Source organism: Mesorhizobium sp. M7A.F.Ca.CA.002.15.2.1 (genome assembly GCF_003998715.1).
Taxonomy (GTDB): Bacteria; Pseudomonadota; Alphaproteobacteria; order Rhizobiales; family Rhizobiaceae; genus Mesorhizobium; species Mesorhizobium ciceri.
In genome coordinates, this window is sequence record NZ_RZPI01000911.1 from 1 (window position 1) to 1,761 (window position 1,761).

Below are 1,761 nucleotides of genomic sequence, written 5' to 3' on the forward strand. Positions count from 1 at the left end.
TATCCGCCCACGCTGTCGTCCGACAGCAACGGTGCCTACACGGTCATCGACTACCGCGAGATGCGCGACATCAACCAGCGTGACCAGGTGCCCGAGCGGCGGGTGAACGCCCAATATACCGACGCCAGCGTGCGCAAGGTGCAGCAGGATCTGTTGCTGAAAACCGACGCCGGCGATATCAGGCATTTCGCCGTCGGCAAGACCGAGGGCGCCGGCATCATCGTGCTTTACCTGCACGGGCAGGGCGGCAGCCGCAAGCAAGGCGTCGACGACTTCACCTTCGGCGGCAATTTCAACCGGCTCAAGAACCTGATGGCCAGCAATGGCGGCCTCTACCTTAGCCCGGATTTTACCGATTTCGGCGACAAGGGAGCAGCGCAGGTGGCAGCGCTGATCGGTCACTATGCCGACCGGTCGCCAGGCGCGAAGATCTTCGTTGCCTGCGGATCGATGGGTGGTGCGCTGTGCTGGAAGCTTGCCGCGCGCAAGGACATGGGCGGCCGCATCAACGGCCTGCTGCTGCTCGGCTCGCTATGGGATGAGAGCTTTTTCACCAGCCCAGCATTCAAGCGCCGTGTGCCGGTCTTTTTCGGCCAGGGCAGTCACGACGTGGTCTTCCCAGTGGCAAATCAGGAGGCATTCTTTCGCTCGATCCTGGCCAAATCGAAGACTTACCCGACCCGTTTCGTTCGTTTCGAGACCGGCACCCATGGCACCCCGATCCGCATGACCGACTGGCGCGGCACGCTCAACTGGATGCTGTCGAAGTCGCCCTGACAGGCTGCCTGCAAGCCCGTGTGACGCTCAAGGCGCAGTGTTGTAGTCGACGACAGTCTCGGGATTTTGCTCGCCGTCATATGATGCATCGACGTCGTACTGGACCAGCGAGAAATTGCCGTTGCGGAACAGATACGTGCCGGCGTCGGAAGCATCGCCGACCCCGCGCCACTTGTTGAACGTGGTGATCGTCTGGGTGGCCTCGTCATAGTCGGAATTGACCGCCCAGCCGGACGTCTGGAAACCGACGATGCTCATGCCCAGCAATTTGCCGTTGCTGTCATTGTTCTCGTAGCGGATGTCCATCTTGGGTTCGGCGAATTGCAATTGCTGCACGGCCGATGTCTCGTCGGTCATATAATAGACCGAGCTTTCATTGTAGGCGGCGGCCGAGCAGGAAAAATGGAACAGCCGCGTCTCCTTGTCGGGGTCGCCGGGCTGCGCATCCTTGTCCTTGTATTTGATTGAAAAGACCGTCGGCTCGTCGGCCAGGAACTGTTTGTCGCACTGGCCGCCATAGGTTGCCAGAAACGCCTTCTTTGCCTGCTCCAGCGCAGTGTCCTTCTTCGGTGGCGGCGGCCCATCGCCGCAGCTTGGCGGCAGCGCCTCCTCGAAATCGGCGGCGGAGGGTTTCAGTGCCCCCTTCTCGATGTGGATCGGATCGAAGGGTGGCTCCGCCTGGATCTGGGCATTCACCTGGCGCAGCGTGTAGCAGCCCGCAAAAACCTTTTCGCCGCCGCTCTTGTCGGTGGCGCGGATGGCGATGGGCACGTTGTAGAAAATGCTGCCGGCCGCCCCTTCGTCGGAAACCGCCCCGGTCAAGACCTCGACCTTGTCGGTGCCGTCATAGCCCTTGACGAAACTGTCGAAATCCTTTGCCGGTTTTGTATCGCCGAAATACCCCCAGGCGCGAGCGAATTCGTGCCGGCTGATGGCGCTGTAGAGCGAACGCACAACAGCATCGGCGCTCGACCGGTCGTCGAC

General features: G+C 61.2%; 2 protein-coding genes. One reads left to right on the top strand and one right to left on the bottom strand.

The window, feature by feature from the left end:
* Positions 1–777: alpha/beta hydrolase (locus ENZ74_RS31010; RefSeq protein WP_127313268.1), on the top strand; the 777-nt coding region annotated here is incomplete at its 5' end.
* A 27-nt stretch (positions 778–804) separates the two neighbouring features.
* Here the strand turns inward: ENZ74_RS31010 and ENZ74_RS31015 are convergent.
* Positions 805–1,761: DUF1176 domain-containing protein (locus ENZ74_RS31015; RefSeq protein ID WP_127313269.1), on the bottom strand; the 957-nt coding region annotated here is incomplete at its 5' end.